The sequence below is a fragment of the Streptomyces caelestis genome (genome assembly GCF_014205255.1).
Lineage (GTDB): Bacteria > Actinomycetota > Actinomycetes > Streptomycetales > Streptomycetaceae > Streptomyces > Streptomyces caelestis.
Genome location: NZ_JACHNE010000001.1, coordinates 5,627,849 through 5,651,335, shown reverse-complemented (window position 1 = coordinate 5,651,335; position 23,487 = coordinate 5,627,849). Strand labels below are relative to the sequence as shown.

The 23,487-nt window shown below is 70.3% G+C and carries 22 protein-coding genes; 14 read left to right on the top strand and 8 right to left on the bottom strand.

Translation table 11 applies throughout. The annotated features are described in order from the left end of the window. The first annotated feature begins 5 nt into the window (after nt 1-5). The gene (locus HDA41_RS26030) at nt 6-251 is read left to right on the top strand and encodes an exodeoxyribonuclease VII small subunit (protein ID WP_184987689.1); all 246 of its coding nucleotides are present in this window, start codon (nt 6-8) and stop codon (nt 249-251) included. A gap of 160 nt (nt 252-411) precedes the next feature. Then, the gene (locus HDA41_RS26025) at nt 412-1,002 is read left to right on the top strand and encodes a malonic semialdehyde reductase (RefSeq protein ID WP_184987687.1); all 591 of its coding nucleotides are present in this window, start codon (nt 412-414) and stop codon (nt 1,000-1,002) included. A gap of 61 nt (nt 1,003-1,063) precedes the next feature. On the opposite strand, the gene HDA41_RS26020 is transcribed toward HDA41_RS26025, so the two are convergent. Continuing rightward, the gene (locus HDA41_RS26020; protein WP_184987685.1) at nt 1,064-1,588 is read right to left on the bottom strand and encodes a DUF4245 domain-containing protein; all 525 of its coding nucleotides are present in this window, start codon (nt 1,586-1,588) and stop codon (nt 1,064-1,066) included. Nucleotides 1,589-1,715: 127 nt separating this feature from the next. Between HDA41_RS26020 and glpX the strand changes: the two genes are divergently transcribed. After that, nucleotides 1,716-2,750, top strand: a complete 1,035-nt coding sequence (glpX, locus tag HDA41_RS26015) for a class II fructose-bisphosphatase (RefSeq protein ID WP_184987683.1) — start codon at nt 1,716-1,718, stop codon at nt 2,748-2,750. An 89-nt stretch (nt 2,751-2,839) separates the two neighbouring features. On the opposite strand, the gene HDA41_RS26010 is transcribed toward glpX, so the two are convergent. Further along, nucleotides 2,840-3,214: a WhiB family transcriptional regulator gene (locus HDA41_RS26010; protein WP_078945338.1), complete on the bottom strand. Its 375-nt coding sequence runs from the start codon at nt 3,212-3,214 to the stop codon at nt 2,840-2,842. Between the two features lie 174 nt (nt 3,215-3,388). After that, a complete protein-coding gene (locus HDA41_RS26005) occupies nt 3,389-4,075 on the bottom strand; it encodes a DUF1707 SHOCT-like domain-containing protein (protein ID WP_184987680.1) in 687 nt (228 codons plus the stop codon). A 191-nt stretch (nt 4,076-4,266) separates the two neighbouring features. Between HDA41_RS26005 and HDA41_RS26000 the strand changes: the two genes are divergently transcribed. The 4 genes from HDA41_RS26000 to HDA41_RS25985 all read left to right on the top strand — a co-directional run bounded on the left by HDA41_RS26000 (nt 4,267) and on the right by HDA41_RS25985 (nt 11,034). After that, nucleotides 4,267-5,934, top strand: a complete 1,668-nt coding sequence (locus HDA41_RS26000) for a fumarate hydratase (RefSeq protein ID WP_184987678.1) — start codon at nt 4,267-4,269, stop codon at nt 5,932-5,934. Nucleotides 5,935-6,423: 489 nt separating this feature from the next. After that, nucleotides 6,424-7,812 (top strand): class II fumarate hydratase, encoded by a 1,389-nt coding sequence (locus tag HDA41_RS25995; RefSeq protein WP_184987676.1) that lies wholly within the window; start codon nt 6,424-6,426, stop codon nt 7,810-7,812. Between the two features lie 83 nt (nt 7,813-7,895). Continuing rightward, nucleotides 7,896-8,588, top strand: coding sequence for a cytidylyl-2-hydroxypropylphosphonate hydrolase (gene fomD / locus HDA41_RS25990; protein ID WP_184987674.1), 693 nt, complete (start codon nt 7,896-7,898; stop codon nt 8,586-8,588). 301 nt (nt 8,589-8,889) lie between these two features. Continuing rightward, nucleotides 8,890-11,034, top strand: coding sequence for a SpoIIE family protein phosphatase (locus tag HDA41_RS25985; protein ID WP_184987672.1), 2,145 nt, complete (start codon nt 8,890-8,892; stop codon nt 11,032-11,034). Between the two features lie 82 nt (nt 11,035-11,116). Here HDA41_RS25985 and HDA41_RS41555 read toward each other — a convergent pair whose 3' ends face one another. Both HDA41_RS41555 and HDA41_RS25980 read right to left on the bottom strand, forming a co-directional pair. Further along, nucleotides 11,117-11,251 (bottom strand): hypothetical protein, encoded by a 135-nt coding sequence (locus HDA41_RS41555; RefSeq protein WP_260423358.1) that lies wholly within the window; start codon nt 11,249-11,251, stop codon nt 11,117-11,119. A 61-nt stretch (nt 11,252-11,312) separates the two neighbouring features. Next, entirely contained in the window at nt 11,313-13,613 is a 2,301-nt protein-coding gene (locus tag HDA41_RS25980; protein ID WP_184987670.1) for a transglycosylase domain-containing protein, read from the bottom strand. A 260-nt stretch (nt 13,614-13,873) separates the two neighbouring features. Between HDA41_RS25980 and HDA41_RS25975 the strand changes: the two genes are divergently transcribed. The 5 genes from HDA41_RS25975 to HDA41_RS25955 all read left to right on the top strand — a co-directional run bounded on the left by HDA41_RS25975 (nt 13,874) and on the right by HDA41_RS25955 (nt 18,744). Next, nucleotides 13,874-14,809: an SPFH domain-containing protein gene (locus tag HDA41_RS25975; protein WP_184987668.1), complete on the top strand. Its 936-nt coding sequence runs from the start codon at nt 13,874-13,876 to the stop codon at nt 14,807-14,809. Then, nucleotides 14,806-15,051, top strand: coding sequence for a type II toxin-antitoxin system antitoxin (locus tag HDA41_RS25970; protein WP_184987666.1), 246 nt, complete (start codon nt 14,806-14,808; stop codon nt 15,049-15,051). The genes HDA41_RS25975 and HDA41_RS25970 overlap by 4 nt, the downstream gene beginning before the upstream one ends. A gap of 113 nt (nt 15,052-15,164) precedes the next feature. Continuing rightward, a complete protein-coding gene (locus HDA41_RS25965; protein WP_184987664.1) occupies nt 15,165-15,689 on the top strand; it encodes a PadR family transcriptional regulator in 525 nt (174 codons plus the stop codon). Continuing rightward, on the top strand, nt 15,686-16,375 hold the full coding sequence (locus HDA41_RS25960) for an ABC transporter ATP-binding protein (RefSeq protein WP_184987662.1): 690 nt from the start codon (nt 15,686-15,688) through the stop codon (nt 16,373-16,375). Before HDA41_RS25965 ends, HDA41_RS25960 begins: the two co-directional genes overlap by 4 nt. Nucleotides 16,376-16,443: 68 nt before the next feature. Next, the gene (locus tag HDA41_RS25955) at nt 16,444-18,744 is read left to right on the top strand and encodes an ABC transporter permease (RefSeq protein ID WP_184987660.1); all 2,301 of its coding nucleotides are present in this window, start codon (nt 16,444-16,446) and stop codon (nt 18,742-18,744) included. Between the two features lie 95 nt (nt 18,745-18,839). On the opposite strand, the gene HDA41_RS25950 is transcribed toward HDA41_RS25955, so the two are convergent. Further along, nucleotides 18,840-19,784 (bottom strand): LysR substrate-binding domain-containing protein, encoded by a 945-nt coding sequence (locus tag HDA41_RS25950; protein ID WP_184993745.1) that lies wholly within the window; start codon nt 19,782-19,784, stop codon nt 18,840-18,842. Between the two features lie 139 nt (nt 19,785-19,923). Here HDA41_RS25950 and HDA41_RS25945 point away from each other — a divergent pair, with 139 nt between their 5' ends. Next, on the top strand, nt 19,924-20,478 hold the full coding sequence (locus HDA41_RS25945) for a peroxiredoxin (RefSeq protein WP_184987658.1): 555 nt from the start codon (nt 19,924-19,926) through the stop codon (nt 20,476-20,478). A gap of 3 nt (nt 20,479-20,481) precedes the next feature. After that, entirely contained in the window at nt 20,482-21,015 is a 534-nt protein-coding gene (locus HDA41_RS25940; protein ID WP_184987657.1) for an alkyl hydroperoxide reductase, read from the top strand. A gap of 96 nt (nt 21,016-21,111) precedes the next feature. On the opposite strand, the gene HDA41_RS25935 is transcribed toward HDA41_RS25940, so the two are convergent. Both HDA41_RS25935 and HDA41_RS25930 read right to left on the bottom strand, forming a co-directional pair. Then, a complete protein-coding gene (locus tag HDA41_RS25935; RefSeq protein ID WP_184987656.1) occupies nt 21,112-22,419 on the bottom strand; it encodes an AI-2E family transporter in 1,308 nt (435 codons plus the stop codon). Nucleotides 22,420-22,554: 135 nt separating this feature from the next. Further along, nucleotides 22,555-23,253, bottom strand: a complete 699-nt coding sequence (locus HDA41_RS25930; RefSeq protein ID WP_184987655.1) for an aggregation-promoting factor C-terminal-like domain-containing protein — start codon at nt 23,251-23,253, stop codon at nt 22,555-22,557. Nucleotides 23,254-23,487 lie beyond the last annotated feature (234 nt).

The window sequence follows — 23,487 nt, the reverse complement described above, 5'->3', positions numbered from 1 at the left end:
GGTGGATGACCAGCGAGGTTGATGAGACACCGGGCATGAGCGAGGCGCTCGGGTACGAGCAGGCGCGGGACGAGCTGATCGAGGTCGTCCGCCGTCTGGAGGCGGGCGGTACGACGCTGGAGGAGTCCCTGGCGCTCTGGGAGCGCGGCGAGGAGCTGGCCAAGGTGTGCCGGCGCTGGCTGGACGGTGCGCGGGCGCGGCTGGACGCGGCGCTGGCGGAGGACACCGCGGACGAAGCAGACGCGGAGTAGCGAAGCGGGCGCGGAGTAGCGAAGCGTTGCACGGAGCGGCACGGGCGGTTCACTGTGAGGTGAGACACGACGCCCCAGATTTAATTGAACATTGAACTTCATTCGCGTACGGTCGGTGCCGTCCGACGTACCCGCTCGAGAAGGTTCAGAAGGTTCATCCATGTCTCTCGCCCTTGACCCCGCCGCGCAGGACCTGCTGTTCCGCGAGGCCCGCACCGCCAACACCTTCACCGACGAGCCGGTGACCGACGAGCAGGTGCAGGCGATCTACGACCTGGTCAAGTACGGCCCGACCGCCTTCAACCAGACCCCGCTGCGCATCACCCTGGTCCGCTCCCCCGAGGCCCGCGAGCGCCTGGTGCAGCACTTGGCCGAGGGCAACCGCCCCAAGACGGCCGCCGCCCCGCTGGTCGCGATCCTCTCCGCGGACAACGAGTTCCACGAGGAGCTGCCGCACCTCTTCCCGGCCATGCCGCAGGTGAAGGACCTCTTCTTCGCCGAGCGCCCGGCCCGTGAGAACGCCGCCACGCTGAACGCCGCCCTCCAGGCCGCGTACTTCATCGTCGGCGTCCGCGCCGCCGGTCTCGCCGCCGGCCCGATGACCGGCTTCGACTCCGAGGGCGTGCGCAAGGAGTTCCTGGACGACGACCACACCCCGCTGATGGTCGTCAACATCGGCCGGCCGGGCCCGGACGCCTGGTACCCGCGCTCCCCCCGCCTGGAGTTCGACCAGGTCGTGACGACCGTCTGACCGCCCCACACGCGAAAGGCCCCCGGTGCGTGCCGGGGGCCTTCTCCATGGGTACGGAGTCTCACTCCGTCTTCAGCGCGTCCGCCATCTTCGTCAGCTGCGTGAACGACGCGGTGCCCGTGACGACCGTCGTCGAGCCCTTGGTGCCCTCCAGGACCAGCGCGTCGTACCGGCCGCCCTCGTAGCGGGTCCAGGTCCGGCCGTCGATCTTCTCGCGCTTCCCGGTCTCCCGCGCGCCCTGGGTCGCCTCGTCGACGAAGACGGGGCGCCGCTGAGTGGACTGCTCGACGGCCACGTACTCCCCTTCGGGGTCGTGGAAGCCGAGGTGCCAGGCGTCGAACTCATCGCCCTGGAAGCGGACGGAGGTGGCCTTCCATGTGTCGGGCAGGCCCTGGGGCGCGGCCACGGGGTACGAGGCGGCCCGGCGTGCCGTGAGCAGTTCGACCCGGTAGTCGACGCGCTTGATGTCGGGCGCGCTGTCGTCGTGCGGGATGAAGAGGTACATGACGCCCGCCACGAGGACGATGACTCCCATGGAGAGGATCATGTCCCGCGCCGTCTTCTGCTTGCCGTTCGTGCCTGCCACGCCCCCTATCGTCGCAGGTCTCCGATGCGCTCATCCGTGGGGTCCCCTGCTCATTTTGCGGGCTCGGCGATAGAGTCGGTCGACAACACCCTCATCCGGCCGTCGTCGTACAGAAAGGTGCGCTCCGATGACCGAGAATCATCACTTGCCGTCCGAACTCGATGTGCCCTCCGAGGCCCCCGACCGCAACCTCGCCCTGGAGCTGGTCCGGGTGACCGAGGCGGCGGCGATGGCCGCGGGCCGTTGGGTCGGGCGGGGCGACAAGAACGGCGCCGACGGTGCCGCGGTGCGTGCCATGCGGACCCTCGTCTCGACCGTCTCGATGAACGGCGTCGTCGTCATCGGCGAGGGCGAGAAGGACGAGGCCCCGATGCTCTTCAACGGGGAGCGCGTGGGCGACGGGACCGGGCCCGAATGCGACATCGCCGTCGACCCGATCGACGGCACCACGCTGACCGCGAAGGGCATGACCAACGCGATCGCGGTGCTGGCCGCCGCCGAGCGCGGGTCCATGTTCGACCCGTCCGCGGTCTTCTACATGGACAAGCTCGTCACCGGGCCCGAGGCGGCCGACTTCGTCGACATCAACGCGCCGGTGTCGGTGAACATCCGCCGGGTCGCCAAGGCCAAGCGGTCGGCGCCCGAGGACGTGACGGTGGTGATCCTCGACCGGCCGCGGCACGAGGGCATCATCAACGAGATCCGGGAGACCGGTGCGCGCATCAGGCTGATCTCCGACGGCGACGTGGCCGGCTCCATCCTGGCGCTGCGGGAGGGCACCGGGGTGGATCTGCTGCTCGGCGTCGGCGGTACGCCGGAGGGCATCATCTCCGCCTGTGCGGTGAAGTGTCTGGGCGGCACGATCCAGGGCAAGCTGTGGCCCAAGGACGACGAGGAGCGGCAGCGGGCGATCGACGCGGGGCACGATCTCGACCGGGTGCTGACGACGGAGGACCTGGTCACCGGGGAGAACGTGTTCTTCGTGGCGACCGGGATCACCGACGGGGAGCTGCTGCGGGGGGTTCGCTACCGGGCCGAGACCGCCACGACCGACTCGATCGTGATGCGGTCGCGGTCGGGGACGGTGCGCAGGATCGATTCCGAGCACCGTCTGAGCAAGCTGCGGGCCTACAGCGCGATCGACTTCGACAAGGGCAAGTAGCGCGCAGAGGGGCGGGGCTTGGGCAGCTCACCCCGCGACGAAAGGGCGTCCCCGGTGCGGTGGGGGCGCCCTTTTCGTCCGCGTGCCGGTCAGCCCGCCGCGGCTATCGTGCTCGCCGAGCGGGCCGCCTTCTTCAGTTCCAGGTCGCGGCGGCGGCGCCGGGCCAGGACCACGCGGCGCTCGGCGGCGGTGAGACCGCCCCAGACGCCGTAGGGCTCGGGCTGGAGCAGGGCGTGCTCACGGCATTCGACCATCACCGGACAGCGGGCGCAGACCCGCTTCGCCGCCTCCTCCCGGGAGAGCCGGGCGGCGGTGGGCTCCTTGGACGGGGCGAAGAACAGCCCCGCCTCGTCACGCCGACACACCGCCTCGGTGTGCCACGGGGCATCTTGGTCCCTGTCTCGCGCTGGCACCCGCGGGGCCGGAACGGCAGCTACCAGGGACGAATGCGGCGGTTGCAGCACGGTCTACTCCTGACGACGGCTTCGCGAGCGAGAGACGATGCAGCAAGGCCTACCCGCTGTGCGCGCGCCTATGCACTGAGTTCCGAAGCGCTGGTTTCGCCCCTGTTATCGCGTTCCGTGGAGCGGCGTCACGGGTGGGCCGTTTTGCTCCGGCCGCCGATGGATTCGCGGCTGTCAATGTTTCAGGTGTTTGCGCAAACTCTTGTCGACCGTGCGCTGCACCCGGTCGAGGATGTCCGCGACGACCTTGCCGCGCCGGGGCCGGGCCTCGATGCTGCCCAGGACGGCCCAGCCGTCGACGTAGACGATCGGGGCCTCCGGTTCGCCCGAGTCGAGCGTGTCCACCTCGAAGCTGCCGAGCACGCCGCCGCCCATGCCGCGCAGCGACACGTTCTCCGGGACGCGGATCTCGACGCTGCCGAAGATCGAGAACGACTTGATCATGACCTGCTGGTGGTCGAAGAGTGCCTCGCTGAGGTCTATCTCGACACTGCCGAAGATCGCGTACGCGTGGATACGGCGGCCCGCGCGCCAGCGGCCCTTGCGGACGGCGCTGCTGAAGATCGCGACCACGTTGTCGTCCGGGTCGATCGGGATGGCGCCGGCGGTGGGGCGGTACGGGGCCGGCCCCGGCGAGGCGCCGGGGCCCTGGCGGTGGGCGGCGGGCAGGTCCCGTATGAAGACGTCCAGTTCGCCGACCGTCTTGGCGCGCAGCACCGCCTCGACGCGCTCGGCATGCTCTTCCGCGGTGAGACGGCCCTCGGCGAGGGCGTCGTGCAGGATGTCGGCGATGCGGTCGCGCTCGGCGTCGGAGGCGCGGAGCTCGGAGACGGCGGGCGCGGTCTGCTTCTGAAGGTCCACGGCAGCAGACTACCGAAACACGATAGATCGCGACACCCCTTGGTCGCGGCCGGCCGAGTGTGACGAACCGAGCTTCGCCTCGGACGAACTGAGCCTTACCTCACAAGCTCGCTGTCGGAGGCAGGTTCTACGCTGGTGGGCGCTCGCCAAAGGAGGCGGGCCGCCGTCCGTCGAGTGAGGAATGGGCTGAGATGCCTGAGTTCGCGTACACCGATCTGCTCCCCCAGGGAGAGGACACCACGCCGTACCGGCTGGTGACCTCCGAGGGTGTCTCCACGGTCGAGGGGCCGGACGGGCGGACCTTCCTCAAGGTGGAGCCGGAGGCGCTGCGCAAGCTCGCCGAGGAGGCCATCCACGACATCCAGCACTACCTGCGCCCGGCCCACCTCGCTCAGCTGCGCCGCATCATCGACGACCCCGAGGCGTCCGGCAACGACAAGTTCGTGGCGCTGGACCTGCTGAAGAACGCGAACATCGCGGCGGCGGGCGTGCTGCCGATGTGCCAGGACACGGGCACGGCGATCGTGATGGGCAAGCGCGGGCAGAACGTGCTGACGGAGGGGCGCGACGAGGAGGCCCTGTCCCACGGCATCCACGACGCGTACCAGAACCTCAACCTGCGCTACTCGCAGATGGCTCCGCTCACCATGTGGGAGGAGAAGAACACCGGCTCCAACCTCCCCGCGCAGATCGAGCTGTACGCGACCGACGGAGGCGCCTACAAGTTCCTGTTCATGGCGAAGGGCGGCGGCTCCGCCAACAAGTCGTTCCTGTACCAGGAGACGAAGGCCGTCCTGAACGAGTCCTCCATGATGAAGTTCCTGGAGGAGAAGATCCGCTCGCTGGGTACGGCGGCCTGCCCGCCGTACCACCTGGCGATCGTGGTCGGTGGTACGAGCGCCGAGTACGCGCTGAAGACCGCGAAGTACGCGTCCGCGCACTACCTGGACGAGATCCCGGCCGAGGGGTCGGCGCTCGGGCACGGCTTCCGGGACAAGGAGCTGGAGCAGAAGGTCTTCGAGCTGACGCAGAAGATCGGGATCGGGGCGCAGTTCGGCGGGAAGTACTTCTGCCACGACGTGCGCGTGGTGCGGCTGCCGCGGCACGGGGCGTCCTGCCCGGTCGCCATCGCGGTGTCCTGCTCCGCCGACCGTCAGGCCGTCGCGAAGATCACGGCCGAGGGTGTCTTCCTGGAGCAGCTCGAGACGGATCCGGCGCGGTTCCTGCCGGAGACGACGGACGAGCACCTCGAAGAGGGGGACGTCGTCAGGATCGACCTGAACCAGCCCATGGAGTCGATCCTCGCCGAGCTGACCAAGTACCCGGTCAAGACGCGGCTCTCGCTGACCGGCCCGCTGGTCGTGGCCCGTGACATCGCGCACGCCAAGATCAAGGAGCGGCTGGACGCGGGCGAGGGGATGCCGCAGTACCTGAAGGACCACCCGGTGTACTACGCGGGTCCGGCCAAGACGCCGGAGGGGTACGCGTCGGGCTCGTTCGGCCCGACCACGGCCGGCCGCATGGACAGCTACGTCGAGCAGTTCCAGGCGGCGGGTGGGTCCAAGGTGATGCTGGCGAAGGGCAACCGCAGCAAGCAGGTCACGGACGCGTGCGCGGCGCACGGCGGCTTCTACCTGGGCTCCATCGGCGGTCCGGCGGCCCGTCTCGCCCAGGACTGCATCAAGAAGGTCGAGGTCGTCGAGTACGAGGAGCTCGGCATGGAGGCCGTCTGGAAGATCGAGGTCGAGGACTTCCCGGCGTTCATCGTCGTCGACGACAAGGGCAACGACTTCTTCCAGGACCCGGCGCCGACGCCGACGTTCACGTCGATTCCGGTGCGGGGGCCGGGGCTGGCGTAGTGCCGGGGGTGCGGTGGGGGTGGTTTTTCGCCCCCGCCGCCCCTACCCGTCCCCTCCCCAGGGGCTCCGCCCCTTCGACCCCGCCAGGGGCTCCGCCCCCCCTGGCTCCCGGGCCTTTGCCCATGCCCAGGGTGATCCGGGCCTCCGGACAGCGCGCCGCTTGAGAGTGCGCACGCCACCCCTCTGCCGGCCGCCCCGCCCGGCAGGACCCCGGCCTTCACGAATCTCAGCCCCCCGGCCCCGTCCTACGCCCCCGGCCCCGCCCCCTCACGTGCCCTCAGGCCCCACCGTTTCCTGGACCTTCACGGCCCCACCACCCGATGGGCCTTCAGCGCCCCGCCCCCCACCACGCTTCTTCAGCCCACGCCCTCGCGGATCTCACAGCACCGCCCCATACCGGTTCCAGCCCCCTCCCCCCTCTCACCGATCCTCAGCCCCCCATTCGCCCCACCCAGGAACATCACCGCCCCCTCGATCGCTATAGCCGGTATGAGCGACGAATACCGCATCGAGCACGACTCCATGGGCGAAGTACGTGTCCCCGCCGACGCCAAGTGGCGGGCTCAGACGCAGCGGGCTGTCGAGAACTTTCCGATTTCCGGGCAGCGGATCGAACGGGCGCACATCGAGGCGCTGGCCCGGATCAAGGGGGCCGCGGCGAAGGTGAACGCGCGGCTGGGGGTGCTCGACGAGGACGTCGCCGGGGCGATCCAGGAGGCCGCCGGCGAGGTCGCTGAGGGGAAGTGGGACGCGCACTTCCCCGTCGACGTGTTCCAGACCGGGTCCGGGACGTCGTCCAACATGAACACCAACGAGGTCATCGCCACCCTCGCCACCGAGCGGCTGGGCAAGAGCGTTCACCCGAACGACCACGTCAACGCCTCCCAGTCGTCCAACGACGTGTTTCCGTCCTCGATCCACATCGCCGCCACCGCCGCCGTCACCCGTGACCTGATTCCCGCGCTGGACCACCTCGCCGCCTCCCTGGAGCGCAAGGCCGAGGAGTTCTCCGATGTCGTGAAGTCGGGGCGGACCCACCTCATGGACGCCACGCCCGTGACGCTGGGGCAGGAGTTCGGCGGGTACGCCGCCCAGGTGCGGTACGGGATCGAGCGGTTGGAGGCGTCCCTCCCCCGGCTCGCCGAACTGCCCCTGGGGGGTACGGCCGTCGGCACCGGCATCAACACCCCGCCCGGTTTCTCCGCCGCCGTCATCGAGGAGGTCGCCCGTACGACCGGGCTGCCCCTCACCGAGGCCCGGAACCACTTCGAGGCGCAGGGCGCACGGGACGGCATCGTCGAGACCAGCGGGCAGCTGCGGACCATCGCGGTCGGACTGACGAAGATCGCCAACGACCTGCGGTGGATGTCCTCCGGGCCGCGCACGGGCCTCGCCGAGATCGCCCTGCCCGACCTCCAGCCCGGCTCCTCGATCATGCCGGGCAAGGTGAATCCGGTCATTCCGGAGGCCGTTCTGATGGTCGCCGCCCAGGTAGTCGGCAACGACGCCACCGTCGCCACCGCCGGCGCCGCCGGGAACTTCGAGCTCAACGTCATGCTGCCCGTCATCGCGAAGAACGTGCTGGAGTCCGTGCGGCTGCTCGCGGGCGCCTCGCGGCTGCTCGCCGACCGGACCGTCGACGGCATCACCGCCGACCGCGAGCGGGCGCGGGAGTACGCCGAGTCCTCCCCGTCGGTCGTCACGCCGCTCAACAAGTACATCGGCTACGAGGAGGCCGCGAAGGTCGCCAAGAAGGCGCTGGCCGAGCGGAAGACCATCCGTCAGGTCGTGCTGGACAGCGGGTACGTCGAGCGCGGGGACCTGACCCTGGAGCAGCTCGACGAGGCCCTGGATGTCCTGCGGATGACGCACCCGTGACAGTTCCTCGCGCGAGTACGCCCGGCGCGTGAACCGTGACACGCGCCGCAGCGTCGTGTGCCTACGGCACCTAATATCTGTGCATGGCAGACGGTGAAGCGGTGAGACGCGTGGAAACGGGTGGTGCGGCAGGCTTCTGGGAGCCCGGGAGCGAGATCCTGTGGCGGTACCGGGAGAACGGCGGCGCGCGTTTCCACATCGCGCGTCCCGTCACCGTCGTTCGGGACGACGCGGAGCTGCTCGCCGTGTGGCTGGCGCCCGGCACTCAGTGCGTGCGGCCCGTGCTCGCCGACGGCACGCCCGTGCACCTGGAGCCGCTGGAGTCCCGCTACACCAAGCCGCGGACCGTGCAGCGCGACCGCTGGTTCGGCACGGGCGTGCTGAAGCTGGCCCGGCCCGCCGAGCCCTGGTCGGTGTGGCTGTTCTGGGAGCCGGGCTGGCGGTTCAAGAACTGGTACGTGAACCTGGAGGAGCCGCTGGCCCGTTGGGCGGGCGGGGTGGACTCCGTCGATCATTTCCTGGACATCTCGGTGCACCCGGACCGCACCTGGCACTGGCGCGACGAGGACGAGTTCGCCCAGGCTCTGCGGGACGGGCTGATGGACGACCGGCAGGCCGAAAAGGTGCGGGCGGCCGGGCGTGCCGCCGTGGAGGTGATCCGCGCGTGGGGGCCGCCGTTCTCGGAAGGCTGGCAGCATTGGCGCCCGGATCCGTCCTGGACGGTACCGTCACTGCCGGAGGACTGGGATCGTACGCCTGCGCATGTGTCCTCATGAGACCCTTGCTGCGCCCCCGGGCAAGAAACGTAGGATCGTCCTCCGCAAGGGCGCGCGGCGGCAACTGCCGGAGCACGCGCTGGGCTTGACCGATCGTCACCGAGGGGCGGCAGGACGTGAGCGAGGGGTACGAGGGCAACACCGGCGGGGCCTGCGCCACAGGCCCCCAGGGCCGCAGACGGTCCGCCGGTGGCACAGGAACAACCTCTGACCACGCGGGAATTCCGTTCCTGGGACACGTATTCCGGGTATCGGAGTTTCGGCGGGACCTACTGCACCTCTGGCGTGCAGCCCCGGACGGATGGATTCGACACGCGTGACGGAGCAGCCGATCTCCTTCGAACGCCCACAGCCGGGCGTCGACCCCGCGGACCCCCGCGGGGCGCTCGTGCATACCTCGACACCGGCGCATGCGCCCGGCGCGGGCACCTTACCGGTACAGGGCCGCTGCGGCGGCGACGTCACCGCTCCGCTCACGACGGCGCACACCACGCCGGGCACGTCGGAGCCGGGCACCTCCACGCCGTTCGGCAAGGGCAAGGACACCGTGAGCGACCCCGTCTCCGAGCATTCCCAGCCGGGTACCGAGCAGACCGCCGAGCGCGACACTCCTCGGCCTCGGCCCGCCCCAGATGGCATTCCGGTCCAGCCGGCCGACGGACAGGACCGGCCGACACCCGATCCCGACGGCCAGGAGCGCCGCAGCGGCCAGAGCCTGCCGCCCGGCCGGCCCACGCCGATGCGGCGGGACGGCGACCGGCTGCGCTTCGTGGGTGCCGCCACCCGGCGGATCGCCCGCGGCATCGATCTCGACGAGATCGTGATGGGCCTGTGCCGGGCCACCGTGCCCACCTTCTCCGACGCGATCCTGGTCTATCTGCGCGATCCGCTGCCCGTCGGCGACGAGCGGCCCACCGGCCCGCTGGTGCTGCGGCTGCGCCGCACCGACCGGATACCGGCCGAGCGCGACACCGAGAACGGCTTCCTGCCGGCCGCGCAGCCCGAGCCGAACGAGCTGGACACGGTCGGCGCCGAGTTGTGCGAGGTGCGGCCCGGCAGCGCGCTGGCCGAGGTGCTGCGGGGCGTGCGCCCGGTCTTCACCGACGCCCCGGCGGCGCGCGCCGCGCTGCCCGAACTGCTCGGTGAGGACGGTGAGTTCGCCGTGCCCGACGGGCAGCGCGCGATCCTCGCGCCGCTTCGCGGCCGGCGCCGGGTCATCGGTGCCGCCCTGTTCCTGCGCCGTCCCGAGCGCATCGCCTTCGAGCCGGACGACCTGCTGGTGGCCGCCCAGCTCGCCACGCACAGCGCTCTGGGCATCGACAAGGCCGTGCTGTACGGCCGCGAGGCCTACATCGCGGACGAGCTCCAGCGCACGATGCTGCCCGAGACGCTGCCCCGTCCCACGGGCGTGCGACTCGCCTCGCGGTACCTGCCCGCCGCGGAGACGGCCCGGGTCGGCGGCGACTGGTACGACGCCATCCCGCTGCCCGGCAGCCGGGTCGCCCTGGTCGTCGGTGACGTCATGGGCCACTCCATGACCTCGGCCGCCATCATGGGCCAGCTGCGCACCACCGCCCAGACCCTCGCCGGTCTCGATCTGCCGCCGCAGGAGGTCCTGCACCACCTCGACGAACAGGCCCAGCGCCTCGGCGTGGACCGCATGGCGACCTGCCTCTACGCGGTCTACGACCCGGTATCGCACCGCATCACCATCGCCAACGCCGGTCACCCGCCGCCCGTTCTGCTCCACCTGGGCGGCCGGGCCGAGGTGCTGCGCGTGCCGGCCGGTGCCCCCATCGGGGTCGGCGGCGTGGACTTCGAGGCCGTGGAGCTGGACGCGCCCGCCGGTGCGACCCTGCTGCTGTACACCGACGGCCTGGTCGAGTCCCGGCTGCGGGACGTGTGGACCGGCATCGAGCAGCTGCGGGAGAAGCTCGCCGCGGTCGCGCAGCTCACCGGGCCGGACCATCCGCCGCCCCTGGAAGCGCTGTGCGACGAGGTGCTCGACATGCTCGGCCCGGGCGACCGGGACGACGACATCGCGCTGCTCGCCGCCCGCTTCGACGGCATCGCGCCCAGCGATGTGGCGTACTGGTTCCTGGAGCCGGAGGACGCCGCCCCCGGCCGGGCCCGCCGGCTGGCCCGGCGCGCGCTGCAGCGCTGGGGCCTGGAGGAGCTCAGCGACTCGGTCGAGCTGCTGGTCAGCGAGGTCGTGACGAACGCCGTGCGGTACGCCTCCCGGCCGGTCACGCTCCGGCTGCTGCGGACGGACGTCCTGCGCTGCGAAGTGGGGGACGACGTCCCGCAGTTGCCGCGCCTGCGGCAGGCGCGCGCCACGGACGAGGGCGGACGCGGGCTGTACCTGGTGAACCGGCTGGCCCGGCGCTGGGGCGCGACCCGGCTCAGCACCGGCAAGGTCGTCTGGTTCGAGCTCAACCGCAGCTGACCGTGTCGGACGCGTGACGGCCACCGGCACAGGACCGCCCCCGGAGCTTCGTCGGGGGCGGTCCTTCCGTCGCGGGCGTTTCTCAACGCATGGATGCTCTCCGGCTGATGTGGGCCTCATCCGCCGGCCGCACCCGCTTGGTCCACGAGATCTTGACGACCTTGGCGATCAGAACACCGACGGCCAAGACGGTGGTGGCCGGTACGGCGACCAGCATGATGCCTCTCCTTCACGGAGAAGGGCGCCCGGTGTTCGCCGGGCGCCCCTCTCCGTGCCTCCTACTGTTCGACCCGTCCGTCGCCCGGCTTGACCGGGTCGAACGGATCGCCGCCGCCGTCGGCCGGCGGTGTCGTCGCCGGGGCCGTCGGCGGAGTGAAGGTGGGCGATGACGTCGACGGGCTCGGCGGCGGCGAGCTGCTCGGCTCCTCCGTCGTCGGTGGCGGTGACGACGACGGCTCCTTGGTCGTCGGCTCCTGCGTGGGCTCCTTGGTCGGCTCCCGGGTGGGTGTCGGCGTCCACGTCGGCTGGACGGCCGCGCCCTGCTGGGTGTCCAGGTCGAACTTGCTGACGTCGCCCATCACGCCGAAGGTGTACGCCGCCCAGATCTGCGCCGGGAAGCCACCGCCGTTGACCCGCGGCTCGCCGCCCGCCTTGTACATCGGGACCTGTGCGTGGGTCTTGGCGTCCTCGCCGAACAGGCCGACCGAGGTGACCAGGTTCGGCGTGTAGCCGGTGAACCAGGCCGACTTGTTGTTGTCGGACGTACCGGTCTTGCCCGCGACCTGCTGGCCGTCGCGGTTGGGGTTGTTCCGCACGGACGCCTGCGCCGTACCGTCGTCGACCACGCCGGTCAGCACCGAGGTCACCGTGTCGGCGGCCTCTCGGCTGATGGCCTGGTCGCCGACCGGGTCGGGCATGGTGACCGTCTTGTTCAGGTGCTCCGCCGACTTCACGAGGGCCGGGGAGACCTTCTTCCCGTGGTTGGCGAGGGTCGCGTAGACACCCGCCATCTCCAGGGGGCTCGCGCCCATGCTGCCCAGCGTCTGGGCGGGCACGGCCTCCATGTTCTTGGTGTCCATGCCGAGTTTGCCGGCGACGTCCACCACGTCGGTCATGCCGACGTCGACGCCCATCTGCGCGAAGACGGAGTTGACGGACTTGTTCATCGCCCTCTGGACGGTGATATCCCCGTAGTTCTCGTCGTCCTCGTTCTCGGGGGCGAAGCCGACCTCGCTGCCGTTGTCCACGACCTGGCGCTTGCTCGTGCCGTCGTAGATCGTGTTGGCGGTGATCGGCTTGCCGTCCTGCGTCTTCGCCTGCTCCTCCAGGGCCGCGGCGAGGATGACCGGCTTGAAGGTGGAGGCGGGCTGGTAGTCGGAGCGGGTCGCGTTGTTGGTGTAGTGCTTGAAGTAGTCCACGCCGCCGTACATCGCGACCACGGCGCCCGTCTTGGGGTTCACGGACGCGGCACCGGCCTGGACGTTCCCGTCGACCTTGCGCTTGCCGGGATCGAGCTTGCTGGTCAGCTGCTGCTTGACGGACTTCTCCAGCGCCGCCTGCTTCTTCTTGTCGATGTTGAGCGTGACGGTCCAGCCGCCGGCGTTGACCATCGCCTCGGCTTCCTTGGTGCTGTCCGCGGTGCCCTCGGCGACGAGCTGCTTCTCCAGTGCCGCGTTGGCCGCGTTGACCAGGTAGCCCTTCTGGCCCTCCATACCGGGGGCGGGCCTGGGCTCCTTCGGCTCCGGGAACTTCATGTCGGCGCGCTCGGACCGGCTGAGCCAGCCCTCCTCGACCATGTTGTCCAGGACGTAGTTCCAGCGCGCCTTCACCAGCTTCTTACCGGTCGGGGAGGCGACGGCCCAGTCGTACTGGCTCGGGGCCTGGAGCAGCGCGGCGAGGTAGGCGCCCTGCGCGACCGTGAGCTTCTCGGCGTCGGTGCGGTAGTAGGCCTGGGCGGCGGCCTGGATGCCGTAGGCGTTGCGGCCGTAGTAGCTGGTGTTGATGTAGCCGGCGAGGATGTAGTCCTTGGACTTCTCCCGGTCCAGCTTCAGCGAGATGACCAGTTCCTTCAGCTTGCGCGAGACGGTCTGTTCCTGCGTCAGGTAGTAGTTCTTGACGTACTGCTGGGTGATCGTCGAACCGCCCTGCGCCCCCTTGCCCGAGAGCGTGTTGAGCAGGCCGCGGGCGGTGCCCTTGAGGTCGACGCCGGCGTCCTTGTAGAAGGTCTTGTTCTCGGCCGCGACGAAGGTCAGCCGCACGTCCTTGGGGACCCTGGACAGGTCGACGACCTCACGGTTGACCTTGCCGTCGCGGGCCATGATCGAACCGTCGCTGTACTTGTAGATGTTGCTCTGCCGCTTGGCGTCGGCGTTCCCCTCGGGGATCCCGATCATCATGTACAGCACGATGAAGGCGCCCATGCCGAGCAGGCACAGGCCGAGGAAGGTGCCGAGGATCTTCTTCCAGGTGAAGAGTCTGCGTATGCCGCTCTTCCCGGCCGCGCCCGACGAACGGCGGCGCTTGGGTGCCGCCCGGCGCCCACCGCGCTGTCTGGCGCGTCTCTCTTCCGCTCGTCCCATGGGTCCGATCCGCTCCGCTTCGTTCATGTGTGCTCACATGTCACACAGGTTCGCCGCTCAGGTCAGCTCAGAAAGCTAACACCGGGAGATAAGAGATAGGGCTGCCGATCCGGCCCTTTGCGGACGTGACAATCAGCACCCATCCCAACGGAACCGACGTTCGAGACACGCGTAGGGTTGCCAGGACGCGAAAAAGTGATATCACTTAGATAGATGGAAGCTAGGTAGGAGAGCTTCCCGGGAGAAACGGGGGATCATCCATGTCCACACACCAACCGCAGGTCACCGCCGATGTGCCCGAGATGCCGGCGCCCCGCGTGCGGGAGTTCGCCGCGCACAGCATCGGGGGCGGACTCTCCCTGCTGCTCGGCCTGCTCGGTCTGCTGGCCGGCGCCGGGCTGATCGCGGCCGCCACATCGGTCGACGGGGGCGGAGCGAAGGCCGCCCTGATCGTCGGCGGCACCCTGGTCGGGCTCGCGGCGTTCCTGGCCATGTGCGGGCTGAACATGGTGGCGCCGGGCGAGGCCCGGGTCGTCCAGCTCTTCGGCCGCTACCGCGGGACGATCCGGCAGGACGGCCTGCGCTGGGTCAACCCCCTCACCTCGCGCACCAAGATCTCGACGCGCGTCCGCAACCACGAGACCGCCGTCCTGAAGGTCAACGACGCCTACGGCAACCCGATCGAGCTCGCCGCGGTCGTGGTGTGGCGGGTCGAGGACACCGCCCAGGCCACCTTCGAGGTGGACGACTACGTCGAGTTCGTCTCCACGCAGACCGAGGCGGCCGTGCGGCACATCGCCATCGAGTACCCCTACGACGCCCACGAGGAGGACGGCCTCTCGCTGCGCGGCAACGCCGAGGAGATCACCGAGAAGCTCGCCGTCGAACTGCACGCGCGCGTGGAGGCGGCCGGGGTGCAGATCATCGAGTCGCGCTTCACCCACCTCGCGTACGCCCCCGAGATCGCCTCGGCGATGCTCCAGCGGCAGCAGGCCGGAGCGGTCGTCGCGGCCCGGCGGCAGATCGTCGACGGGGCGGTGGGCATGGTCGAGGCCGCGATCGCCCGGATCACCGAGCGGGACATCGTGGAGCTGGACTCCGAGCGGAAGGCGGCCATGGTCTCCAACCTCATGGTGGTGCTGTGCGGCGACCGCGCCGCGCAGCCGGTTCTCAACACCGGGTCGCTGTACCAGTGACGGTGCCTCCCGAAGGTCCGGGTCCCCGGCGCCGGCCGCAGCAGCAGCGCAAGCAGGTGCTGCTGCGGCTGGACCCGGCGGTGTACGAGGCGCTGGCGCGGTGGGCCGGGGACGAACTGCGGTCGGCCAACGCGCAGATCGAGTTCCTGTTGCGCAAGGCCCTGGCCGAGGCGGGGCGGTTGCCGCGGGAGACCGGGCCGCTGCCCCGGCGTGGCCGGCCGCCCGGAGGCCCGGAGCAATAAACCTGTTGCGGAACCGTGACAACAGCCCCCGACCTGCACGCCCGTACCACCCGCCGTGGACTGCACGCCCGGCGTATACATGCCGCGTATACACCCCGTGTACAGTCATGGTCATGTCCATCGGTCACACTCTCCTGGGGCTCCTGGAGTCCGGCCCGCGCCACGGTTACGACCTGAAGCGGGCCTTCGACGAGAAGTTCGGTCACGACCGGCCCCTGCACTACGGCCAGGTCTACTCGACGATGTCCCGGCTGCTGAAGCACGGGCTCGTCGAGGTCGACGGCATCGAGGCCGGCGGCGGGCCCGAGCGCAAGCGGTACGCGATCACCGAGGCCGGCATCACCGACGTCGAGCACTGGCTGGCGACACCGGAGAAGCCGGAGCCGTACCTCCAGTCGACCCTCTACACCAAGGTCGTCCTCGCGCTGCTCACCCACCGCGACGCCGGCGACATCCTCGACACACAGCGCTCGGAGCACCTGCGCAGCATGCGGATCCTCACCGACCGCAAGCGCAAGGGCGATCTGGCCGACCAGCTGATCTGCGACCACGCCCTGTTCCACCTGGAGGCGGACCTGCGCTGGCTGGAACTGACCGCGGCGCGTCTGGACAAGCTCCGTGAGGCGGTGACCCGGTGACGATTCCCGCCGGCTCGCTGCTCATCGCCCAGGACCTGCGCAAGGCGTACGGGCCGACCGCCGCGCTCGACGGTGCCGACTTCTCCATCCACCCGGGCGAGGTCGTCGCCGTGATGGGTCCGTCCGGGTCGGGCAAGTCGACGCTGCTGCACTGCCTCGCCGGGATCGTGATGCCCGACTCGGGCTCGATCACGTACGACGGGCGGGAGGTGACGGCGATGAGCGACGCCGAGCGCAGTGCGCTCAGGCGCTCGGAGTTCGGGTTCGTCTTCCAGTTCGGCCAGCTCGTGCCCGAGCTCACCTGCGTGGAGAACGTGGCGCTCCCGCTGCGGTTGAACGGCACTTCCCGCAAGGAGGCCGAGCGGACCGCGCTGGCGTGGATGGAGCGGCTGGAGGTCGACGACCTGCGCAGGAAGCGGCCCGGCGAGGTGTCCGGCGGGCAGGGCCAGCGGGTCGCCGTCGCCCGCGCTCTGGTGACGAACCCGCGTGTGGTGTTCGCCGACGAGCCGACCGGCGCGCTCGACTCCTTCAACGGCGAGCGCGTGATGGACCTGCTCACGGACGCCGCCCGGTCCGCCAACGCGGCCGTGGTGCTCGTCACGCACGAGGCCCGGGTGGCCGCGTACTCCGACCGCGAGATCGTCGTACGCGACGGCAGGTCCCGGGACATGGAGCGCGTCGTATGAGTGCCAGGTGGGGGCACCTCTCTGCTCGAGCGAAGTCGAGGGCTCGGGGGAGGGCCGCGGATCTTTCCATGGGGGTCCGGTTCGCCTTCGCGGGCGGACGGGAGGGGTGGATCCGGGCGCTGCTGACGGCCGTCGGCGTGGGGCTCGGTGTGGCGCTGCTGCTGCTCACCACCGCCGTCCCGAACGCGCTGGCGGAACGGGACCGGCGTGAGGCGGCGCGCAGCGACCACACCTTCACCCAGCAGAAGTTACCCAGGGCCGAGGACACCCTGGTCGTCCTGGACACGGACACCGTGTTCGGCGAGCGGGACGTCCGCGGGCGCCTGCTGGAGGCGGAGGGCCCGAAGGCTCCGCTGCCACCGGGGGTCCCGGCGTTCCCGGCGGACGGCGACATGGTCGTCTCCCCCGCGCTGAAGGAACTGCTCACCTCCGAGGGCGGGAAGCTGCTGAGGGAGCGGCTGCCCTACCGGATCACGGGCACCATCGGCGAGCAGGGGCTCGTCGGCTCCCAGGAACTGGCCTATTTCGCGGGCGGCAAGGGCCTCGGGGACCGGCTGGAGCACGCCCGGGGGGCGCGGATCGACAGCTTCGGCAACCCGGACCTGGCGCCGTCCGACCCGTGGGACCCGGTGCTGCTCCTGCTGGTCCTGGTCGTCTTCGTGGTGCTGCTGATGCCGGTCGCCGTGTTCATCGCCGCGGCCGTGCGGTTCGGCGGCGAGCGGCGCGACCGCAGGCTGGCGGCGCTGCGGCTGGTCGGCTCCGACAGCCGGATGACCCGGCGGATCGCCGCCGGCGAGGCCCTCGCCGGATCCCTGCTGGGGCTCGTCCTCGGCACCGGGTTCTTCCTGCTCGGACGCCAACTGGCGGCCTCCTTCGAGGTCTTCCGCGTCAGCGTGTTCCCGAGCTATCTGAACCCCTCTCCCCTGCTGGCCGCCCTGGTCGCGGTGGCGGTCCCGACGGCCGCGGTGCTGGTGACCCTCCTCGCCCTGCGCGGGGTGGTCATCGAGCCGCTCGGCGTGGTGCGTACGGTCAAGCCCGCGCGGCGCCGGCTGTGGTGGCGGCTGCTGCTGCCGCTGGGCGGGCTCGCGATGCTCTTCCCGATGGTCGGGCAGGGCGACGACGGCGGGACCTTCAACCAGTACCTCGTCGTGGGCGGCGTCATGCTCCTGCTCGTCGGCGTCACGGCCCTGCTGCCCTGGATCGTGGAGAGCGTCGTCGCCCGGCTCGGCTCCGGCGGGATCGCCTGGCAACTGGCCGTGCGCAGGCTCCAGTTGAGCAGTGGGGCGGCGGCCCGGATGGTCAACGGCATCGCGGTGGCGGTGGCCGGGGCGATCGCGCTGCAGATGCTGTTCGCCGGGGTCGAGGGCAACTACACCGCCGCGTCGCGGTACGACGTCTCGCGGGCCCAGATGCAGGTGCACGTGCCGGACCACCTCGGACTCGCCTCCACCGCCGAGAAGTTCCGCGAGACGCAGGGCGTCCGCAAGGTCACCGCCCTGGCCGGGACCTACCTCGCCGGCGGGCGTACCGACGCGGACCCCCTCGTCCAGGTCACCCTCGGCGACTGCGCCGCACTGCACGAGGTGGCCGCGCTGCCCTCCTGCCGCGACGGCGACGTCTTCGCCGCGCACGGGGCGAAGTACGACACCGACACGGCCGAGCTGGCCAAGCCGGGCAAGAAGCTGTGGTTCGACGGCGTCGACGAGGACCGGCCCGGGGAGCACTTCTCCTGGACCGTGCCGCAGGACATCCGGCGGGCCGAGTCGCGCGAGGGCCCGACCGGGGCCGAGCGCGGCGGCATCCTGGTCACGCCCGGCGCACCGTTGGCGAACCTCGCGTCCTTCGCCGAGAAGGAGCTCTACCTGAGCCTCGCCCCCGGCGAGCCGGACGCGTACGAGCACGCGCGCAACACGGCGGCGCGCGTCGACCCCACGGCCGACACCATGGTCTGGCACTCCGTCGAGAGCAACGCCCACTACGCCACCATCCGCACCGGCCTGTTCGTCGGCGCCGCGTGCGTGCTCGCCCTGATCGGCGCGAGCCTGCTGGTCTCGCAGCTGGAGCAGCTGCGCGAACGCCGCAGACTGCTGTCGTCCCTGGTCGCCTTCGGCACCCGGCGCCGCACCCTCAGCCTGTCGGTGCTGTGGCAGACGGCGATACCGATCGGGCTGGGCATGCTGCTCGCCGCGACGGTGGGCATCGCCCTGGGCGCGGTCCTGCTGCGGATGGTGAACGCGTCCGTCCGGGTGGACTGGCAGAGCGTGCTGTCCATGACGGGCATCGGCGCGGGCGTCGTCCTGGCGGTGACGCTGCTGAGCCTGCCGCCGCTGCTGCGGATGATGCGGCCGGACGGGCTGCGGACGGAGTAGGAGCCTCGGGCTCTTTTCGCTGGAGCCTCAGGCTCCTTTCGCTGGAGCCTCGGGCTCTTTTCACCAGAGCCTCAGGCCCCTCTTGTGCCGAGCCGTCAGGCGTCCTGGTCCAGGACCCGCACGGGCAGCGGCCGCAGTGCCTCCCGCAGTGCGGCCGCCAGTTCCTCGTACTCGGCGCCGCGCGCGGCCCCCGCCCGCATCGCCAGAGCGACCCTCCGGGTGGGGGCCGGGTCGGTGAAGTACCCGGTGAGGAGCTGGTTGCTGCGGGAGATCTCGACCTTGAGGGCGGTACGCGGCAGCAGCGTGACGCCGAGCCCGCCCGCGACGAGCTGCACCAGGGTGGACAGCCCGGCGGCGGTCGTGGTGACCGGCGCGTCCTCGCGGCCGGCCTCCCGGCAGATGTCGAGGGCCTGGTCGCGCAGGCAGTGGCCCTCGTCCAGCAGCAGCAGGTTCAGCTCGCGCAGCGCCTCGCGCGGAATGCCCTCGCGTCCGCCGAGCCAGTGGTCGAGCGGCGTGACGAGCACGAAGTCCTCGTCGAACAGCGGCAGTTCGGCCACACCCGGCACGCCGAGCGGTACGGCGAGCAGCAGCAGGTCGAGCCGGCCGCGGGTGAGGCCGTCGAGCAGGTTGGCGGTCTGCTCCTCGTGCACCTGGAGGTCGAGGTGCGGATACCGGTCGTGGACGAGCCGCAGCACCGTGGGCAGCAGATAGGGCGCCACCGTCGGGATCACCCCGAGCCGCAGCACACCGGTGAAGGGCGCCCGGGCCGCCTCGGCCTCCTCCATGAGCGCGCCCACCTCGGCCAGGACCGCCTTGGCCCGTACGGCGATCCGCTCGCCCTCGGGTGAGAGCAGCACCTTGCGCGTCGTACGCTCGAGGAGCGTCACTCCGAGTGTCTCCTCCAGCGCCGAGACGGCACCCGAGAGGGCCGGCTGGCTCATGCCGATCGCCCCGGCCGCGTCCCGGAAGTGCAGGTGCTCGGCGACGGCCGCGAAGGCGCGCAGCTGGGCGAGACTGGGCTGCCTGCGCTTATTACCCACAGTCACTGATAACTACCTCCGATCAACTCGACCGAGTGTAGCTATTTCCGTAATCAATCAGCCCTGTGCCAACATCAACAACGTCCAACCCATGGGAAACGCCCGCAATCCGGGCATTTCTTCGCTGCAAGGAGAGCCTGTGCTCACTGTCGGTGACAAGTTCCCCGAGTTCGATCTGACCGCCTGCGTCTCGCTGGAGAAGGGCAAGGAGTTCCAGCAGATCAACCACAAGACCTACGAGGGTCAGTGGAAGGTCATCTTCGCGTGGCCCAAGGACTTCACCTTCGTGTGCCCGACCGAGATCGCCGCCTTCGGCAAGCTGAACGACGAGTTCGCCGACCGCGACGCCCAGGTCCTCGGCTTCTCCGGCGACTCCGAGTTCGTCCACCACGCCTGGCGCAAGGACCACGACGACCTGCGTGACCTGCCGTTCCCGATGATGGCCGACCCCAAGCACGAGCTGATGCACGCGCTCGGCATCGAGGACGAGGACGGCTTCGCCAAGCGCGCGGTGTTCATCGTGGACCAGAACAACGAGATCCAGTTCTCGATGGTGACCGCGGGTTCGGTCGGCCGTAACCCGAAGGAGGTCCTGCGGGTCCTGGACGCGCTCCAGACGGACGAGCTGTGCCCCTGCAACTGGTCGAAGGGCGACGAGACCCTCGACCCCGTCACGCTGCTGGCTGGTGAGTGAGGCATGTCCCTCGACTCCCTGAAGTCCCGTATCCCGGACTACGCCAAGGACCTGAAGCTCAACCTGGGCTCGGTCATCGGCAACTCGGACCTGCCGGCCCAGCAGCTGTGGGGCACGGTCCTCACGACCGCGATCGCCTCGCGCTCCCCGATCGTGCTGCGCGAGCTGGAGCCGGAGGCGAAGGCCAACCTGTCGCCGGAGGCGTACACGGCCGCCAAGTCCGCGGCCGCGGTGATGGCGATGAACAACGTCTTCTACCGCACGCGGCACCTCCTTACGGACCACGAGTACGGCAACCTGCGCGCGGGCCTGCGGATGAACGTCATCGGCAACCCCGGCGTCGACAAGGTCGACTTCGAGCTGTGGTCCTTCGCGGTCTCCGCCATCAACGGCTGCGGCATGTGCCTCGACTCCCACGAGCAGGTCCTGCGCAAGGCCGGACTCGACCGCGAGGTCGTCCAGGAGGCGTTCAAGATCGCGTCCGTGATCCAGGCGGTCGGCGTCACGCTGGACGCCGAGGCGGTGCTGTCCGAGTAACCCTCGGTTGCCTGCCGCACGTCGCAGGGCCCCGCCCACCTGACCGGTGGGCGGGGCCCTGTTGCCTTTCGAGGGGGCGCAGCCCCTGGGAGCCGGCTACTCCGACGGCTCCTCCCGTTCGGGCTCCGCACTCATCGCCGTAGCACCCCGCGGGCGTACCGAATGCCGCAACGCCGACTGCCGTGAATACGCCCGCAGATACCCCGCCACCGTGTTCGTCACGGCCACCAGCGGCACGGCCACCACCGCACCCCCGATCCCGGCCACCATCCCCCCGCACGCCACCGACAGCACCACCGCCAGCGGATGCACCCGCACCGCCCGCCCCAGGATGAACGGCTGCAGGATGTGGCCCTCGATCTGCTGCACCGCCAGCACCACCGCCAGCGTCATGACAGCCGTGAACACCCCCTGGGTGACCAGCGCGACCACCACCGCCAGCGCCCCGGACACCACGGCGCCCACCAGCGGGATGAACGCGAACAGGAAGATGAACACCGCCAGCGGCACGGCCATCGGCACATCGAGGAAGTAGATCCCCAGCCCGATGAAGATCGCGTCGATCAGCGCGACGACCACCGTGCCCCGCACATACGCCGTCAGCGTCCGCCACGCCGCCGGCCCGGCCCCGGCCACGCCCGGCCGCGCCGCCGCCGGCACCAGCTTCAGCGTCCACTGCCAGATCCGCTTGCCGTCGTAGAGCAGGAACAGCGTCGAGAAGACCGTCAGCAGAATCCCCGTCAGAGCCTCGACGACGACGGTCACGCCCTCCAGCCCCGCCGAGGTGATCTGGTCGGTGTTCGCGCCGACCGCCTCCCGCAGGTTCTTGGCGATCTCGTTGATCTGCTTGTCCGTGACGTGGAACGGGCTGTTCAGCAGCCAGTTCCGCAACTCGTCGATGCCGTCCTGGATCTGGCCGGAGAGGTCGTCGATGTTCTCCATGACCTGCCAGGTCACGAACCAGCCGATCAGCCCCATGACGACGAAGCCGAGGATCGCCGTCAGCGCCGTGGCCGGCCCACGCGGCACTCCCAGCCGCCGCAGCCGCGCCACGGTCGGCTGGAGGATCGCGGTGATGAGCAGTGCGCTCGCGAACGCCAGTACCACCAGCTGGACGGCGCTGATGATCCGCATGAGCACCCACAGCGTGCCCGCGAGGACGAGCAGCCGCCAGCCGGCCTCCGCCGCGACCCGTACCCCCCACGGCACGGCCAGCGCGGGCTCGGGCCGGGCGGGAACGTCGGGCGCGTAGTCCGGGGGCGGCGGCACGTGTTCGTCGGACGACGTGTGGGACTCGGTCTCCTCACGCTCCCGTTCGGCCTCGGCACGACGCTCGTTCCACCGCTCGCTCATCTCGGTCAGTCCGGCACCGAGCCGGCCGAGCCACCCTGGCACTCGCGACATGATCCGTCCTTTTCCCCCGTCTCTCCGCACCACTCCCCCTGGAGTCGTCCGTCAAGACCGTACATGGCGTTGGCCCCCCACCGTCGTACAGTGAGGGGCTCGCGCTGAGGATGGCTGCGGCTCAGGGCCGCGGGATCAGTACCAGTTGTTGGCCTGCCAGAACGACCAGGCATCACACGGGCTGCCGTAGCGGTCGTTCATGTAGTTCAGGCCCCACTTGATCTGGGTGGCCGGGTTGGTCCGCCAGTCGGCACCGGCGGAGGACATCTTGGTGCCGGGCAGTGCCTGGAACATGCCGTAGGCGCCGGAGGAGGGGTTGACCGCCTTGTAGTTCCAGTCGGACTCGTGGTCCACGATGTTGCTGAAGCACTGGAACTGACCCGCCGGCACCATCTGCCGCGCCATCGCCTGGATCTGCGCGATGGTGTAGGAGGTCGCGACGGGGAAGTCGGAGATGTCCTTGGAGCGGCTGGCGGCTTCCTTGGCCTTCGCGCGCTCCTTGGCGGCCTCGGCTGCCTTGGCGGCCTTCTCCGCGGCTTCCTTCTTGGCGATGGCCGTCTCGGCGGCGGCCTTGCGGGCGGCCTCCTCGGCGTCCTTCTTCGCGCTCGCGTCAGCGGCGATGGCCTGGGCGTCGGCCTGCTGCGTCAGCGACGCCGTCTGCACCTGGGCCTGCTGGCCCGCGGGAATGTCCGCGAGCAGCGTGGTGCCACTGGCCGTCGCTTCAGCGTCGTTGTTCTGCGCGGTGCTGCCAGAGGCAACGCCGACGACGCTTCCAACAGCGGTGACCGCCGTGGCCGAAGCCACTGCGAATCCCCGGACCGAGATCCGGCTCACACGGTTTTCCTTCCAGCATCGCCCGCTTCGGTGACCCTCGCGGACGCAATCGTGCCCCTGGCACTGGCCTCCCCAACTGCGGGGTCACGGGAGGCGCGGGCCCGGTGGGCAACTCCCTCACGGGGAGTGCCGCGTGGTGCTCGGGCGGCATACGACATCGCTATGCAGTTGAAGCTGTGCTTTTAGTGGTGCCGTACCGCTGGGGGTACAGGTGTGTCGTATGCGGGGCCTGAC